The sequence below is a fragment of the Bradyrhizobium cosmicum genome, assembly GCF_032290525.1.
Classification (GTDB): domain Bacteria; phylum Pseudomonadota; class Alphaproteobacteria; order Rhizobiales; family Xanthobacteraceae; genus Bradyrhizobium; species Bradyrhizobium cosmicum_A.
Genome location: NZ_JASXTA010000001.1, coordinates 735323 through 751471, shown reverse-complemented (window position 1 = coordinate 751471; position 16149 = coordinate 735323). Strand labels below are relative to the sequence as shown.

14 protein-coding genes and 1 pseudogene are annotated in these 16149 nt (G+C 58.0%); 5 read left to right on the top strand and 10 right to left on the bottom strand.

Going from position 1 to position 16149, the window contains the following annotated elements; all coding sequences use genetic code 11:
* The first annotated feature begins 27 nt into the window (after positions 1-27).
* Positions 28-375, top strand: a complete 348-nt coding sequence (locus QSV46_RS03575) for an HdeA/HdeB family chaperone (RefSeq protein ID WP_314946378.1) — start codon at positions 28-30, stop codon at positions 373-375.
* Between the two features lie 463 nt (positions 376-838).
* Here QSV46_RS03575 and QSV46_RS03570 read toward each other — a convergent pair whose 3' ends face one another.
* Positions 839-3082: an ATP-binding protein gene (locus QSV46_RS03570; protein ID WP_314946377.1), complete on the bottom strand. Its 2244-nt coding sequence runs from the start codon at positions 3080-3082 to the stop codon at positions 839-841.
* 501 nt (positions 3083-3583) lie between these two features.
* On the opposite strand from QSV46_RS03570, the gene QSV46_RS03565 reads away from it, so the two are divergent.
* From QSV46_RS03565 to QSV46_RS03555, 3 genes and pseudogenes are all read left to right on the top strand, one after another.
* Positions 3584-4201 carry a response regulator transcription factor gene (locus tag QSV46_RS03565; protein WP_314946375.1) on the top strand — a complete coding sequence of 206 codons (618 nt, stop codon included), beginning with the start codon at positions 3584-3586 and terminating at the stop codon, positions 4199-4201.
* Positions 4202-4368: 167 nt separating this feature from the next.
* Complete coding sequence (locus tag QSV46_RS03560) at positions 4369-4680, top strand: hypothetical protein (RefSeq protein WP_314946373.1); 312 nt, start codon at positions 4369-4371, stop codon at positions 4678-4680.
* Between the two features lie 131 nt (positions 4681-4811).
* A pseudogene (locus QSV46_RS03555) lies at positions 4812-5405 on the top strand (transcriptional regulator); the annotation flags it as partial.
* Between the two features lie 500 nt (positions 5406-5905).
* Here the strand turns inward: QSV46_RS03555 and QSV46_RS03550 are convergent.
* From QSV46_RS03550 to QSV46_RS03520, 7 genes are read right to left on the bottom strand one after another with little or no spacing between them, the layout of a single operon-like run.
* On the bottom strand, positions 5906-7462 hold the full coding sequence (locus QSV46_RS03550) for a class I adenylate-forming enzyme family protein (protein WP_314946372.1): 1557 nt from the start codon (positions 7460-7462) through the stop codon (positions 5906-5908).
* 10 nt (positions 7463-7472) lie between these two features.
* A complete protein-coding gene (locus tag QSV46_RS03545; protein WP_314946371.1) occupies positions 7473-7889 on the bottom strand; it encodes a Zn-ribbon domain-containing OB-fold protein in 417 nt (138 codons plus the stop codon).
* A gap of 1 nt (position 7890) precedes the next feature.
* Positions 7891-9063, bottom strand: coding sequence for a thiolase family protein (locus QSV46_RS03540; RefSeq protein WP_314946369.1), 1173 nt, complete (start codon positions 9061-9063; stop codon positions 7891-7893).
* Between the two features lie 2 nt (positions 9064-9065).
* Positions 9066-9860 carry an enoyl-CoA hydratase/isomerase family protein gene (locus QSV46_RS03535; RefSeq protein WP_314946368.1) on the bottom strand — a complete coding sequence of 265 codons (795 nt, stop codon included), beginning with the start codon at positions 9858-9860 and terminating at the stop codon, positions 9066-9068.
* Positions 9861-9881: 21 nt separating this feature from the next.
* Positions 9882-10643, bottom strand: a complete 762-nt coding sequence (locus QSV46_RS03530) for an ABC transporter ATP-binding protein (RefSeq protein ID WP_314946367.1) — start codon at positions 10641-10643, stop codon at positions 9882-9884.
* The gene (locus QSV46_RS03525; RefSeq protein WP_314946365.1) at positions 10640-11497 is read right to left on the bottom strand and encodes an ABC transporter permease; all 858 of its coding nucleotides are present in this window, start codon (positions 11495-11497) and stop codon (positions 10640-10642) included. The genes QSV46_RS03530 and QSV46_RS03525 overlap by 4 nt, the downstream gene beginning before the upstream one ends.
* Before the next feature lie 21 nt (positions 11498-11518).
* Positions 11519-12508, bottom strand: a complete 990-nt coding sequence (locus QSV46_RS03520; protein WP_314946363.1) for an ABC transporter substrate-binding protein — start codon at positions 12506-12508, stop codon at positions 11519-11521.
* A gap of 211 nt (positions 12509-12719) precedes the next feature.
* Here QSV46_RS03520 and QSV46_RS03515 point away from each other — a divergent pair, with 211 nt between their 5' ends.
* Complete coding sequence (locus QSV46_RS03515) at positions 12720-13673, top strand: LysR family transcriptional regulator (protein ID WP_314946361.1); 954 nt, start codon at positions 12720-12722, stop codon at positions 13671-13673.
* Between the two features lie 240 nt (positions 13674-13913).
* Here the strand turns inward: QSV46_RS03515 and QSV46_RS03510 are convergent, their stop codons facing one another.
* Positions 13914-15245 carry an MFS transporter gene (locus tag QSV46_RS03510; RefSeq protein ID WP_314946359.1) on the bottom strand — a complete coding sequence of 444 codons (1332 nt, stop codon included), beginning with the start codon at positions 15243-15245 and terminating at the stop codon, positions 13914-13916.
* Between the two features lie 72 nt (positions 15246-15317).
* Positions 15318-16124, bottom strand: coding sequence for an enoyl-CoA hydratase/isomerase family protein (locus QSV46_RS03505; RefSeq protein WP_314946357.1), 807 nt, complete (start codon positions 16122-16124; stop codon positions 15318-15320).
* Between the last annotated feature and the right edge of the window lie 25 nt (positions 16125-16149).

Genomic DNA, 16149 nt, shown 5'->3' with positions numbered 1-16149 from the left:
ATGTACAATTCTCCCAGGAGTGACGTCATGTGGAAGACGCTGGCAATTGCAGTGACGACACTTGCTACAGCAGGTTCTCCTGTTCTGGCGCAAACGGACCTCTCTGCCTACGCCGATGCCAACGGTTACATTAACGTGCAGGCGCTGACGTGCGCAGCACTTGCGGGGACTTGGCAGGAAGATGCAGATCGGCTCACGACCTGGTACAGCGGCTGGTACAATGGCCTCGCAAAGAAGCACTACTTCAATATAGCCCGATCGAAAGAGCTTGAGCATGAAGTCATCGTTTATTGCAAGGCTCATCCGGAAGTTCGAATCATCGAAGCGATAGATGTGATGCTCAAGCAAGAGAAGCATCAGCCGATTTTCAAATGAAACAAGAGGCGGGCTCTCGCCCGCGCTGGTCTTAGCAGGATCTTATCTCTCTGAATCACAGCGCATTGTGTGCGGTTTTGGGCCCCTCCCTTTACTTGCGACAACTCAGTGCAGCTTCGGCCTGACTGCATTCGGCGGGCGACCTCGCTCAGCGAGTCCAGCTGTTAGCCCGGGTCCCCTACGCACCTGCGCTCTCGTGGACAGGCTTCTATCTTGGAGGTGAGCTGGGCTGGATCGAGACGGCCCCGAAATACACTATAGGTGCTTTGCTTCCAGGAGCGCCTTTCGTCGTCACATCCGGTTCTGATAAAAATAGTCTAAGCTAGAGAATTCTAGCTGGCTAACATTACCGGGTGGTCCAGCTCGCTCGGCATGGAAGCCGACGTTCGGGGCTGGGCGGTTGGTGAGATGAGAGTGCCTTGATCTCAAAGGCAGGGAAAGTTCGTAGAAGAGGTGCCATGGCTCAGATTGCGAGGCGCGCGTGATAATGGGGTCCTTTCTCGGCTGGCAGGGAGATTTCTGCGACGGCTCCCCCTATGTCAGCGTTTCGCAAGTTGATTGTGCCCCCGTGTTTTTCAATGATCGTCGAACAAATAGATAGTCCTAGGCCAAGACCTTGGTCTTTGGTCGTGTAAAACGGTACGAACACCCGCTTTCTGTCTACAGTCTTTATCCCTGGGCCATTGTCCTTCAGATAGACCTCAATCGTTCCCTTTTCCGTCGCTCGAGTGCAAATCTGTATTCGACGCTGCGCATCCGGAGTTGAGGTCATCGCATCCATGGCGTTCATGATGAGATTTAGTAGAACCTGCTGCAATTGCACGGGATCGCCGAGCACGGTCGGCAGACCAAGGGCTAAGTCGGTCTCAGCGGTGACTCGACGATCAATCAGTTGGTGACGCAACAAAGCAACGGTCGACTCGACGAGTTCGTTGAGATCAATCGAATCAAAGCTGCTCTCGCCCTTCTTGAGCAGGCTGCGTAGCCGCTGAATGACCTCACTCGCGCGATTATCTTCGTGCACGATATCCTGAAGTGCATCGTGAATTTCGGTGAAGTTAGGTGAATCCTGCTTTAACAAGTAAAGAGCGGCCTGCGCATTCGAAAGGATTGCAGTCAATGGCTGATTGACCTCGTGGGCAATCGCACCTGATAGCTCCCCTAGCGCCGTAACACGCATCAGATGCGCTACTTCTTGACGCTGGAGTTCAAGATCGCACTCAGCAGTTTTCTGGTCCGTGATATCGGCGAACATTCCACTAAGTTGGCCTGCTGTATTCTGCCCGGAGCCATCTGAACGAGCACGAATGCGCACCCACCGCACCTCGTCTGGTCCCGAAACAGTGCGAACGTCAGCAATGGCAGAACGGCCACCCTTCAACTCCCCCTGAAGTGCAGCCGCCGCCATGGAGCGATCGTCTGGGTGGATCGCCGCGAGGAACGTCTGGCAGGTGAGAGGAAAACCAGCCGACAGTCCAAAAATCGCTCGGCAGTGTTCGGTAGACCATAGTTGGCTCGTTGCTCGATCGAACTGCCACAGCCCAATATTTGCGGACGCCGCGGCAAATCTCATTCGATCTTCGCTTTCCTTTAGCGACTGTTCAGCCTGTTGTCGCCGACGCCGTTGAAACAACAATCCGGCAACTATAAATGACTGAACAGCGACGACAGCTGCACTCGCAGAAAAAAGATAACGATGTTCCTCCCAAAGACTGGGCTTCTGGAATAAGACGGTGCTGCGGGAGGGAAGGTTTTTGCGGTCGAGTCCCCACCGCTCCATCGCTCGCGCATCAACTCGAAAAGCCGGTTTTGCATTGTCTCGAGGACTGAGCTTAGTGATGTCCTTACCTGAAAGGATTTCGAGAACGATACCGGCGGTAGTCGCTCCGATAGACTGATATGTTTCGAGATATCCTCCGACCACGCCGGTGCCGAGATAAGTTTCGAAGAAACCGTAGACCGGAGCGGCAGAAGCTTCTGCAACTGCCCCAGCAACATCTCTGGGGATGAAACGCTTATCTTCTCTGTCGGCGAAAAACGTAAGGAGCAGGACGATTGTATCACGTGGCAACTCGGACACATGTTCCAGCAGGCCGCTATATGTGTGCTCAAGCCAGTATTCCACTTCCAACTCTGAACTGTTGTGAGCTGCAACGGCTCTGCGCCCGTTCTCCTGCCACCGGACGTCGGAAGTGCTGGCCCCGCCAATCACCACGAGCCGTCGCGCCTTAGGCTGAAGGCGTTCAGCGAGTTCGAGCGTCTTTTCCGGAATGTAATCATTTATCACCGCGGTGATGTCGGCGGGTAGCTTCGCGGCCTCGAGCGTCGTCCGCGTAACGTCAGCCCATACGATGGGGACACCCGGCGCAATCAAATCGCGATGTTTGAGAAGGAAAGGCATTCCAGGAATGCCGATGACTACGATGGCGTCAAAATGCTCAGCGGCATATTTCTCGCCAAGGAATTTTGCCGTCTTCAACCCCTCGACCTCATCTGGCCGCCTGGCCAGATCGAGAAACTCAGCTTCTACTTCAATTGGCTGAGAGGACCGTGCGAGCTCTTTACGGAGGGACTCCGAAATGGCGGCGTCGGCAGGGAACGTATAGTTATATGAGTGAAGAATTAGTACGCGTCGCGCCTTTCCGTCCGCGCGCGTCGCCGGGCTGAATAATACGACCACCAGAAACAAAATGCCAAAAACAAGCAATTGTCTAATGATTGCCCCCCCAACGTGGTCCGTTACTTCTAAGGGTCCGGATCCGGTTGAAATGCAACCGGAAGGTAAAACGGAGGGTCGTCCTATGTCCACTAGTAAAAGTGGGCTGAAGCAATCAGCGCGAGCGTTCGTGCCTCCGGCGGGCGCGTCGAGAAGTCGCATGAGGAAGAGTAGCTTGCATCGCCTTTTCGTAGAATTGTCCTAGCAACCGCACATCCGCAGTGTTTTCTACTCGCAAACGCCCATTGATTTTACGTGGCAATTTTAGGAGCGCTGGGTATCATGAGGACACCAGCGGCCAATGTTGCTCGCCGGGGGGAAGCCCACGATAGGAGCGTGCTCGCCTTGTTGTTCGATATGGCCTCGGCATGTGTCCGGGCCTTAGTTTAACAATCATAAATCTGAATTGGGAGCATGTGTCGCTAGCTCACCGGACGATAGCGTCTTCGTTACGAGGTTTTGTGCCGCTCAACAACCTGCAGTGACATGCAAATGACGAGAAGTTTCACCGTCTATCTCGTTGATGACGACTCGGGTGTTCTCAAGTCTTTGTCGCGACTGCTCCGAGCCAAAGGCTATGATGTGAAGTCGTATTCCTCGCCCCAGGTGTTCCTTGAGGATCACAATGAGGAAGCGCCAGGATGTGCCATACTCGATGTTTGTATGCCGGATCTCGATGGCCTGGAGATACAGGAGGTGTTGACCACAACGACCGGTTCGCATCGTCCCGTCGTATTCATTACCGGCAACGGCGACATTCCGAACAGCGTACGTGCGATGAAGGCTGGAGCAATCGATTTTCTGACCAAACCGGTAAAGGAGAAGGATTTGTTTGAGGCGCTGTCCCGTGCTGAAGCAGTTGACGCTGAGTCGCGACGGCGCCGTTCCGAACTGGATGAGATGCGAACGAAGGTACGGACCTTGACGCCGCGCGAACGGGAAGTGCTCACGCATGTCGTGGCGGGGCGGCTTAACAAGCAAATTGCCGGCGAGCTCGGTACCGTCGAGAAGACCATCAAGGTCCACCGCAGCCGTATGATGGAGAAGCTTGGCATCCGAACTGTCGCAGACCTGGTGCGGATGGCCGAGAAGCTTCAATTGTCCAAATGATGAAGGCCCTGTTGACCCGAGCGCCAACTGGACGGGTCGGGCCGCAAGGTAATAGTTTTCTATGGGGGAAGCTTCCTAGACGGAACTGCAATAGGTGATATGGCCAGTGCGCACTGCCCGATCGCACTGTAGCTGGTGGGTCGACCAAAAGCGGGGAAGCGATTCGGATGCTCACATTCCGGACTTCCATCACATTTGCCGTAACAGCGTTTATTATCGCCTTGACGGCGCTGCTCATCGCCGTCCAGCTCCCATCCCTGCGATGGGCGACTCAGGACGCGGCGTCCGCCTATATGGATGCAACCACTGCCAAAGTGCTGCGGCGCCTTCAAGCCGAGTTTTCCACCGTCAGAACCCCTGTTCATGTATTGGCCAACAATTCGAGTGTGGCCGATTCAAATGAACGAAGCGAGACCGGCTCCGCCGTGCCCTTGTTCAAGGCCGCACTGCAAGAAATGCCGCAGATGGACGGCATCTAGGCCGGCTTCGAGAATGGCGCTTAGTTGCAGGTGCGGCGCATCAGCGACCTCACAGACGAGCAGCGCGAGCGTTTGCGGGCCCCCCCGAATGCCGACATCGCGATCAATCTCGTTCGCCTCACTGCGGCTGGCGGGCCGTCAGTCCTTCGGTCACCACAATTGACGCGCTGGCGCGAGCGCTGCGCCTCAGTAAAGTCGAACATGCGCATTTGCGTGCCCTGGCATCAGGAACCAATCGACGCGCCTTCACCCCGGAAACCGTTTCCAAAGCCCTTCGAGGCTTGGTCGAGTCACTCAATCAACCGGCTTACATCGCCGGTCGGCGCTGGGACGTTCTTGCCTGGAACAAGGCTGCCGCCGACATTTTTGGCTTTGATCGCCTGGCGGAAGAAGACTGCAACATTCTCATCTGCGTCCTGCTTTAGCCAGGATCGCGCCGGCTGTTTGGATCAAGCTGGGCCGCGGAGGCCAAGCGCGTCGTCGCGCGGTTCCGTGCGACCCACGATCTCCGGGCCGGCGATCCTGCATTCGTCGCGTTGCTGACACGCCTTCGCGACGACAGCCCGGAGTTTGCAGAATGGTGGCAAGCCCACGACATTCGAGGCGGCGTCGGCGGAATCCATCGCTTGCGACATCCAAAGAAGGGCGTGTTGCGTTTTGCGCACGCAAGTCTCCAGGCGAATGATGATACTGACCTGAAGCTCATCATATATAAACCAGCCTGAATTGCATCTCGGCCTACCACTCGAAGTACTCCAAGTATCCCGTATAAGATCGAGCTCGAATTGATCTCGCACGATTGGTCCAGCCGCAGCGAAGCGGCTGGACCGTACTCGGAGGCGGTTCTGCGGTCACTGATCACGCTCAAGGCGCTGACGTTCGAGCGGCGGCATCGTTGCTGCGGCGACGACGTCCCTTCCGGACCAGATCGGCGGCTCCAGAAACTGGGATTATCGCTTCTGCTGTTGTGAATTGGCGCAGCCATTATCTCGCTTGAGATAGCGGCAGTATCGATCTGAAGGAGATTAAGAAGGCCTCGTTAGGATGGCGTCACGACCGGCGTCGATCGTGACCCCACTCCAACGCAGATTCGGTCAGTTACGACAAGGAATTTCTGCCGCTAGTTCAACGAGCCGAGTCCGGCGCCGAGTAGCAAGTTCCTGCGCCGCCCCCATAATTCGCCTGCTCCTGCGTCTCGGAGATAACGCATTTCGTAGTCGAGACCCTAGGCGCTCTTTTCCCGGGGTCCGACCCTGGCGACGACGTCAGCTGCCTGATCCCGCAAACATCGTTTGAGGACCTTACCGAGAGAATTTCGCGGTAGCGCGTCGACTATGATTACGTACTTGGGCTTCTTATATCCGGCGACCAGGTTACGCACGTGTTCGACAACTGACGAAGGTGTTGGGCTTGCGCCTGGACATCGCTCGACAAAGGCCGCGACTGCCTCTCCGAAGATGGCATCGGGCACTCCGATGACAGCGGCATCGGCGACCTCAGGATTTTGCAGCAGGGCCTGCTCGACTTCCTTTGTATAGATATTGAAGCCGCCGCTGAGCACCATATCCTTCTTGCGATCGACGATATAGAGATAGCCGTCGTCGTCCGCCTTGGCGATGTCGCCAGTATGAATCCACCCGTCCTTGATTGTATTTGCTGTCTCGTCGGGCCGATTGTAGTAGCCCCGCATGACGGAATACTGGCCCGGCTGCCCTACGCGCACGAGTAGTTCGCCCGGCTCACCGGTCTTTACCGCGATACCTGCATCATCGACGATCCGAATCTCGACGCCGGGCGTCGGCCGCCCGATCGAGGAGGCGTGATCGAACTGCTCTTCATGCGAGAGGGAGGTCACACCTCCCACTTCAGTCATCGCAAAAAACGACACCAGCCGCACGTCCGGCAGCAGTGCTAGAAATTGTCTCTTTAGTTCGACCGGGAACGCTTCGCCCGTCACGACGATGCGCCTCAGCGATGCGCAGCGCGAAGGATCGTCTTTGATCTCGGGAAGCAGCATCCGGCATACCGTCGGGACCATACCAACGACGGTGATCTGTTCTTTCTCGATCGTGTCGACGGTTTCACGCGGATCGAACTTCTTCATGACGACGAGCGTGCCGCCGAGCGTCAGCGAATTGGCGAGCCGGGCAAAGCCGGTGCGATGGGCGAGCGGCGTCGTCACAAGATAGCGGTCTTCGCTCGAAATTCTCCATTCGACGGCGTTTATGAAACAATGCTGAACTACAACATTCGAGTGCGTTATGATCGCTCCCTTCGGATTTCCCGTTGTCCCCGAAGTGTACATGATGATTGCGTCATCCGACTCGATGGACAGCAGTGGGAGCCGCTCGGGCTCCGCCTTTCTAAGGTCAGCATATTCGACTGCACCCTCGACGGCACGCCCTATGCTGATCCAGATCGCATCCGGATTTGCCTGCAGCGCCTCGGAGATAGACGAGCCATTCCCTTCGAACACAATCGCTGCGGGCTGGCAATCGGCACAGATATGCTGGAGTTCGTGTGGGGTTAGCCGCGTCGTCACGGGAACTACGATCGCGCCTATCGAGAACGCGGCATAGAACACTTCAACGATCTCAATGCCGTTGGAAAGAAAGACCACAATTCGATCGCCGGGACCAACGCCCTGCGTCCGAAGACCACTCGCGACGCCGCGGATTCTATGGTCGAGATCCCGATAGGTAATCCGTTCGTCACCGCAGGTCAGAGCAATCTTATCAGGATGGCGCACGGCTTGCGCGCTAAGTATGGTTTCCAGGCGCATATTGGATGCCTCAAACGACGTTAAAGGCTGGATACTGGAGGTCGTCAGAAAGGCGATCCCACGTCACTTCCACGCGTTGGCCGATTCTGACCGCATCCGCGTCCTTGTTCAGGATGTTGCCAAGGATGCGCACGCCTTCGTCGAGCTGGACGGTTGCGACCGAGAGGGGAAGTCGGCCGTCGAGACCGGGGCCGGGAACGCGGATCACGGTGCAGGCATAGATCGTGCCCTTTCCCGTTACCTCGCGCCATTCCAGATTCCGGCTGCCGGTAAAGATGCTGACCGGACGTGGATAGTGTTGAAACTGTCCGGTGTCCTTGCAGTACTGCAGCACCAACTTGCCTGCCTTGGCTCCATCCCAGAACGGCTTGGTGTCAACGTAAACCGAAGGTTTCGGGACGGGACGCCCCGCCTTTTCATCAGCCATTTTAAGCCTCCAATATCATAGCGGCGCTGGTACCCCAGTTCCGCGCATAGGGGATAACGCCAATGCCGGTCACCAGCGCGTTCTTCGGATTGGCTACCTGGCGGCCGCCACCCTCTCCGAACAACTGTCGAACGGCCTCGGCCAGATTGAGTCCCCCGCTGGCAAGTCCGGGCTGACCGGCCGAGATTTGGCCTCCTCCGGTGTTAAGCGGCAATGTTCCCCTGTGCGAGAGATCAGTATCGAGGGTAAAATCGCTGCCTTGCCCACGCTTGCAGAAACCGAAATCCTCGAATTTCATCATGACGGCAATGGTGAAGTCGTCGTAAGGCTGGAACATGCAAATGTCCTTCGCTGTCAGCCCTGCTTGCTTGAAGATCTTCGGCGCTATCGCCGAGAAACCGGTCTCAGTAATCTCCGACAGCGGCTTGTCGCCATTAAAATTTGTCACTTCAGCATAGGCCGTCGGAAACGCCATCTTAGTGATCCCGAGGCTGCGAGCCTTCTCCTCAGTCGTGACGAGAAAAGCGTTCGCGCCGTCGCAAAACATGACGCAGTCGAGGAGGCGCAGCGGATCCGCAATGACACGCGATTTTTCATAATCTGCCATCGTAATCGGCGTCTTGAACTTTGCGTAGGCATTCTCGTTGTGTAGAGCATGCTCGCGCTGCGTAATCGCGATCTTTCCCAGCGCTTCCGACTTGATCCCAAACTGATGGTTGTACCTGCTCATCAGAAGCCCGAACGTCGCCGGCGGTCCTTGGACGCCGGGCGGATCCTGGAATTCGGAACGGTAGGCTCCATAGTTTGCACGCCACGCCGTGCTTGGAGCGTCGGCGGATAGAACGACGACGACCTCGCAATGTCCGTCGCGAATGGCGGATGCCGCGCGGGCAACGCCTCCGGTCGCCGAGCATCCGCCGGATCCGCCGTAGTTGAGCCAGGTCGGCGTAAGGCCCAATGCCTCAGTCATGTAGACGGCAAAGAACGGATTGGGACACTCGCTCAGCGGAGTGGTCACGGAGAGACCGTCGATGACATCCTTTGAAATTCCGGTTGCGGCGAGAAGCTTGGCCAAGGCTTCACCTCCAAGGTCAAACGCGCTGCGTCCGGTCTTGAAGTCGATCGCCGTCTCCGAATAGCCGGCGATTACGATGTCGCGTTTCTTCGCAGTCATTGTCACTCTCCGCGGAATGCTGGTGACCGCTTTTCACGAAAAGCCGTCAGCCCTTCGTCGCGATCCTTGGTGAAGTAAAGCAGGAAGGAAGCGTCACCCTCCGCGTCAAAGCCGTCCGCAAGCGACATGTCGATGCCACGGTCGATTACGGACTTCGTCATCATCACCGGGATCGGCGCGTTGTCGCTGATGCTTTTGGCGATTTCGCGAGCCTTTTCCAGCGCTTTCCCCTGCTCCGTGACGTGATTGAGGATACGGTAGCGCTCGGCCTCCGCGGCGGTGATCCGCCTGCCGGTCCACATCAATTCTTTTGCGAGCGGCTTCCCTATTAACCGTGGGAGCGTCTGGGTGCCGCCGCCGCCGGGCATCATTCCAAGCTTGATCTCGGGCAGCCCGAACTTTGCGTTCGCGCCGGCGACTATGATGTCTCCGACTAGTGCGAGCTCAAGGCCGCCGCCCAACGCAAATCCTTCGATTGCGGCTATCAGCGGCTTGGTGAAACCACCGATGTCCTTGAAGAGCCGATTCACCTTCCGGGTCCTCTTGCGGAATCGGTAGAAGTCAAAATAGCCGTTTTCCTCGATCTGAAACTCGCTGGTGTCGATGCCCGTGCAAAATGCCTTGTCGCTGCCAAGCAAAATGACCGCCCGTACGCTCCTGTCGTGCTCGACTTCATTGAGTATCGCGAGGATCTCGTCGGCCGTCTGTTCTCGAAGCGAATTCAGCTTGTCAGGTCGGTTGATCGTGATTTCGACCCAGCCGTTTTCCCGATTGAGAATGACATCCTGGTAGCTCATGTCTCTTCGTCTCCGATGATTTCAATGTTCGGTCTGTGATTCACCGCCCATCGCCGATGCGATCTGAGCGTGAAGTTCGGCGATCTTGCGTGGGTCACACCTCGCTTCGTCGCTGATCTGAACCTCGAGCGCGACCCTGGCTGGAGGGCTCAACACGAACGCGCGGTCGGCCATTTCGAGTGCGTCGTCAATCCGGTGCGTAATCAGCAAGCAGGTCTTTCGAAATTCGCGCGCTATCTGAAGAAAGTCGCGGCGCAACCTTTTCGACGTGACATGATCGAGCTGACTGAACGACTCGTCGAGGAACACGATTTCGGGATCGATGGCGAGCGCGCGGGCAAGCGAGACGCGCTGGCGCATGCCTCCCGAGAGCTCATGGACATATTTGTCATCGGCAGCTTCAAGACGTACCCGCGCAAGCCACTCCCTGGCGCACGCCCGTGCCTGTGACCTGGGTTTTCCCAGAATAAGAAGGCCCAATTCAACGTTCTCGACTGCCGTCCGCCACGGCAAGAGCCTGTCGGTCTGGAAGCTGACCGAAAGCCGTCCCTTGAGGGCTTTGAAGGATGCATAGGGATCGAAGCCGGCCACCCGGATCTGACCGGAGTTCGGGCACGTCGTACCCATGATCAAATTCAGGACCGTGCTTTTTCCGGCACCAGTCTGGCCGAGAAGAACGACAATTTCACCGCGGCGGACACTCATCGAAAGGTTATCGACCGCCAGATAGTTGCCGAACGTCTTGGTAACCTCGCGAACCTCAATGAGAGATTTCTCGCTCATCTTACCGTCGCCTCCGCACGCCATTTCAGGGAGATCTTTTCCAGCCCGTTCACGAATGCCTGCAACAGCAGGTTCAGGATCACGAGGAAGAAGGTCCATGCCAGCACCTGATCGATCCTAAATGTCGACTGGGCGAGGTTCATCCGCGCGCCGATACCGACTGCGGATGCGACGAGTTCGGCAAAGATCACCATGCGGATCGCGTAGCCGATCACCGATTTCGTGGTGAGGAAGATGTAGGCCACGATGTGCGGAAGAATGAGATAGCGGAGTACCTGCCAACGCGACGGACGGAAGCTCTCGATCATGTCGACGAGCTCCTTCGGTAACGCACGTACGCCTTCGTAGACATTGAGGGCATAGAACGGCAGCAGGATCACGAGGAGAATGAAGAAGATTCGCGACTCCGGATTCTTGAACCAGAACACGGCAATCAGCATCCACGAGAGCGCGGGAATTCCGGTATCGATAACCACGATGGCCTTCAGATATGGGCGCACGGAAGGAAATATTCCCATCGCGAGACCGATCAATACCCCCGCAACCATCGCAATTGCGACGGAAATGGCAAGACGGACGAGTGTGACGGCAACGTGGTACGGATCCGAAAAGAACAGCTCCCTTGCCGCGTTCCAGACGACCACGGGCGACGGCATGATGTAGTCCGGCACGAAGCGGCTGGTGATTTCCATTGCGACAAGAAGGATAACGACAACAACGCACGTCGCGAAAATATCGCGTCTTCCCTCCGGATTCTTCCGCGCTGCGGCCACTCCGGCCAGCGGCTTAACGAGTTCCGAAGCGACGGAGCGCTCCGGACGCGAGGTTCGATCGGCTTGTACCGCAATGGACATCGGTCTTTCCGTCATGATTGGTCAGGCGGCAAAGAAGTTTTGATCGACTGGCCTGGTCAGCAGGCCGTTGCGCGCTAGAAACTCGCTCGCAAGAAGTATCGACGATCTCGAAAGTTCATCGCTCATAGGCCGGTAGTTGAAAGCGAGGCGCTTCGAACCCATGGCCTCCTTGAGCGTATCTGGCGCAACGCCAGTCTTGTTGCCAAACAGATCGACGGCCTTCGTCGTATTCGCGTTGATGCCGCTGAGGCAATCTTCGAAGACCTTGCTGACTTTCGCCGCGATGCCAGGATTGGCATCGGCTAATTCCTTCCGGATCGCCACGCCAAAATAGGGTAGCTCCAGCCCGCCAGAGAGCCGCTTGTAGACGTCGGCCGCCTTCAGGATCACACGTAAGTCAGGCTTCTTCATCAGACCGGTCGTTATGTTAGGCTCCCACGACAAGGCCGCGTCAGCTCGATCGGCCATCAGCAGCGTCACCGACGCGGCAGGATTGTCGACGTTCTGGATCGTGGCCTCTTTTTCGATATCGAATGCGAACGCCTCGTTGATGAGGGCTTTGACCATGCGATAGGTACCGGTCGACTGCAGGGCCGCGATCGTCTTGCCTTTGAGCTGAGACACGTTGTCGACGCCGCCCTTGGGCGCCAACAGGGCGATCATGTTGGCGTCCGTGATCGTACAGAGGTACTTGATGGGCACGCCGGCCTGGTAGCGGGCAGCGAAAGTATCCCAACTCCCAATGCAGACATCGTAGTTTCCAGCGATGAAGTCGTTGTAGTAGGTCGACACGGCCGTATACGGCGCCGGATCAGGAAAGGAGAGACCGTTCTTGCTGCCGAGATCGTTGGCGAGAATGTACTGGACCGGCAGTACCGTAAAACCCGGCTGCAACGATGCCCATCGCACCCGAATATCCGCCGCTGCCAGCGCGTGCCGGATGGACGATGGCAACGCAAATGAGCTCGCGGCCGCAGTGGCGAGGAAGTTTCGCCTGGAAAGGTGCGCCATTGTCTCCTCCCGGATTGGTCCGTGGACCGCGTCGTTTTTGCTTTTTGGCTTCGCTGCGCCCCTGGTCCGGAAAGACCAAATCCGATCTCGGTCCGAACCTTGAATTGACCCTAAGCTTGCCAAAGTCGGGACGATAGCGCATTTTCGACGCTGCACCGTTCCATATATGGGACGAACTGGAATGGGATCCCAGGTGGAAGGGATGCAGGCTATGACCAGAAAATTGGATCTGAACGCGCTCCTGCTGTTCTTCGAGGTCGTCAATGCCCGCAGCATCAGCAGCGCGTCGAGAAAGCTCGATATTCCAAAGTCCACGGTCAGCCGTAAGCTGATGTTTCTGGAAGATCAGCTCGGAGCCGTCCTCTTCAAAAAGGGAGGCCGCAAGCTTGCAGTGACCGACATCGGCCAAGCTCTCTACGAGCACTGCGAACGCATCGCCGCGGAGATAGAGGAAGCGGGTCTCGGAACAACGCGAATGCAAACCGAACTGCGGGGAATGCTCCGGGTCAGCATGCCCGTGGATTTCGGCACCGGCTGGCTAAGCAGCGCAATCGCCGCATTCGCCGTCAGTTACCCCGACATCCACCTCGTCATTGACGCCAACAGCCGGTGGATCGACGTATCGGTCGAACCCTACGATGTGGCCGTGCAACTGGGCACTCTTCCCGAGACGCACGGCGGCGTCCGCCACCTGGCAAGCATTACGCGCGGCGTTTATGCGAGCCCCTCGTTCCTGCAAAGAAAAGGCGTTCCCCTCAGCGTCGACGATTTCGAACGCTTCGATTGCATCGTGACCGAACATCAGCGCGCCGAAGGCGTATGGAATTTCCGCAGCGGGCTTGGTGTCAAGGTCATCGACGTTGTCGGACGGATTTCCGTGAATCACATCGGAGTGGCACGCGAACTCGTAATCGGTGGAGTCGGACTTGGCATTCTTCCGAACATCATGTGTCAGAACGATGTAAGAGCCAAACGACTGGTTCGCGTGCTAACTGACTGGGAAAGTCCGTCACTGCAGGTCAGTGCGACGTTTCTCGGCAAGCGCAAGGAGTCGCGACGCCTGCGCGCATTTCTCGATTTTATGGAGCGCAAACTCAAGATCGAAGGAAGCGCCGGCCAACCGTTGTCGACCATGCAAGGCACGGCCGAGCTGACCAGGTCTTGAGGTAGCGTCCGATGAGATCGCTGCCTCTAGATCACTCCGAAATACTGATAGCTGCTTAATGTCGATAAAATGGTTCCACGCCTCATAACCGTGAAAGCGGCCTAGTCCGCTGCGGCGACCGCCGCCCGTCTCGGCCTCGGCAAACAGATTGTTGTGGTCGTAAATCTGGATAGTGCCAATCCGCAACGCGCCAAACACCGTCGAACAGATTGCGGGCCTGCAATCGGCCGCGCCGCGCGCTCAGCGGAAGTTGCCCTTGGTCTCGGGGATCAGGACGGCACCAATGAGATAGATCACGAACACGCCAACCGCGAAACAGGCCAGCGACACGGGAATCTCCGCAGCGCTGCCGCTGACCAGCGAGACCAAAGTCGGCATCATGCCGCCCAGCGCGAAGCCGATATTCCAGGACAGGCCCGTGCCGCTGGCGCGCAACGCTGTCGGGAAACGTTCGTTCAGGAAGATCAGCACCGGTGCGTAGCCGGCATTGCCGATGAAGGCGATGGCGAAGGCATAGAGCGTGATCTGCGTCGTGTCCTTGGTGGCAGCCAGGTTGAGATAACAGAGCGGCAGCAGCACCGCCGCCAGTACGCCGATGATGAGGAACGTCTTCTTGCGGCCGATGCGGTCGCTGAGCGCGCCGACCAACACCGCCGAGAAGAACGCCGAGACGCTCGCCCCCATCAGGATCAGCGACGAGGTCTGGTTCGGGACCGCGTTGATGACTTTCAGGAAGCTCGGCAGATAGCCCGAGGTCAGATAGTAACCGGCGCCGCCGCCGAAGGTGATCAGCAAATTGACCAGCAGCACGCCGCGATACTCGCCCGAGAACACGTCCTTGACCGGCGCCTTCGAGACCTTCGCCTGCTTGTTGCCCTGCTGACGCTTGAGCTCCTTGAAATAGGGCGACTCCTCGAGGTTCCTGAAGATGAACCAGCCGAGCAGCGAGCTGAGCAAGCCGGAGAAGAACATGAAGCGCCAGCCCCATACGGCGAAGGCATCGCCGGGGAAGATCGAGGACGTGATCAGGAAGACGAAGGACGCCAGCAATGCGCCGATGCCGGCGCCACCGCCGCCGACCAGCCCCGACATCGCGCCCCGCCAATTTGCCGGCACGGATTCCGTTCCGATTGTGTGGGTGGACGCCACGACGCCACCGACGAAGATGCCCTGTATCAGGCGCAGGATCAGGAAGATGATCGGTGCGAGCACGCCGACTTGCGCGATGGTCGGCAGCAGGCCGAAGGCCGCGGTGCTGATACCGACGCCGACGATCGCGATCAGCATCGCCTGCTTGCGGCCGTGCACGTCGGCATAATGGCCGAACACCGCCGAGCCGAGTGGCCGCATCAGCAGCGTCACGGCGAACGAGCCATAGACCGCGGCCAGCGACAGCGCCGCATTGCTCGACGGAAAGAACAGCGCGCCGACGACCGGCGCCACGTACAATAGAATGAACAAATCAAACAAATCCAGCGCCCATCCGAGCACCGAGGCGATGATCGCGTTGACCATCTGCTTGTTGTCCGCCGAGCTTCGCGCACCCGCGACCGGCATATCCATCTCAGCCATGTTGTTTTACCTCCCCCGTTTTGATAGAGCCGCGGTCCGCGCCATTGCGAACCGCGGCGGTTCTGTCGCGTATCAACGGCCGGCGAATTTCGGCGCACGCTTGGCGTTGAAGGCCTCGACGCCTTCCTTGAAGTCCTCCGATTGGCGCAGCCGGCTGTAGCAATGGCCTTCGAGCTCGATGGCGATCGCGAGCGTCGAATCCTCGGTGTCGTTGAGGAGCTTCTTCGCCGTGCGCTGCGCCAGCGGCGAGAAAGTGCGGAGCTCGTCGACCAGCTTGTCGGTCGCCTTCTCCAGCTCGGCGTCCGGCACGCATTCGGTCGCGATGCCCCACTCGAACGCCTGCTTGGCCGAGATGCGCTTGGAGCGCATCACGATGTCCTTGGTGCGGGTGATGCCGACCATCTTCTGCAGGCGCGCCGAGCCGCCCGAGCCCGGGATCTGGCCGAGCTTCTGCTCCGGCAATGCATATTGCGTGGTCTCGGATGCGATACGGAAGTCGCAGGCCAGCGACAGCTCGAAGCCGACGCCGAAGCAATAGCCGCGGTTGGCGACGATGACGGGCTTGGCGCAGCGCGCCGGTGCTGCGATGTTCCAGGCGAGCTTGGAGACGTGCTCGGGGCTCGCCTCCATGAAGCCGCCGATATTGCCGCCGCTGGAGAAATGCTCGCCCTCGCCGCGCACCACAATAATGCGGACGCGCGGATCCTCGTCCAGCGTCTCGAAGGTCAGCCGCAGCTGGTCGCGCTGCGGCATTGCCACGACATTGTAGGGCGGACGGCCCAGGATGATGTCGGCGCGCTCATGCGCCTCGTCGATCTCGACCTTGAACCCATCGAGCTTGGCGAGCCGGGGATCGGCGGATGTGTAGGGTGACGGCATGTTGGCTTCCTTCTGTTGAGTGCGT